Below are 349 nucleotides of genomic sequence, written 5' to 3'. Positions count from 1 at the left end.
CGCTGGGGGTGTGCAACTTCCTGCCGGATCATCTGGAACGGCTGCATGCCGAGACCGGAGAATACCCGAGCGTGGACCAGATCGAGCTGCATCCCTCATGGCAGCAGCGTGACACGGTCGCGTATTGCAAGGAGCGCGGAATCGCCGTGGAGGCATACTCACCTCTGGCCCGAGGGGCCGATCTGGAGGCGGGCGACGGCGTGATCGGGCGTATCGCCAGGTCCCATGGCGTCAGCCCGGCCCAGGTCATCCTGCGCTGGCATATCGAGAATGGCACGATCATCATCCCCAAGTCGGTCCACCGCCGGCCGCAGGAGGAGAACCTCGACCTTTTCTCCTTCCGTCTGGG

Annotated in this window: 1 protein-coding gene; it reads left to right on the top strand. The window is 64.8% G+C overall.

Features of this window, described 5'->3' with window-relative positions; translation table 11 throughout:
* On the top strand, positions 1-349 hold a 349-nt coding region (locus tag CRD60_RS08545), incomplete at both ends, for an aldo/keto reductase (protein ID WP_130473101.1).

The sequence above is a fragment of the Bifidobacterium aemilianum genome (genome assembly GCF_003315635.1).
Lineage (GTDB): Bacteria > Actinomycetota > Actinomycetes > Actinomycetales > Bifidobacteriaceae > Bifidobacterium > Bifidobacterium aemilianum.
Note: the sequence above shows the minus strand (reverse complement) of the source record. Positions and strands in the feature narration are given on the sequence as shown.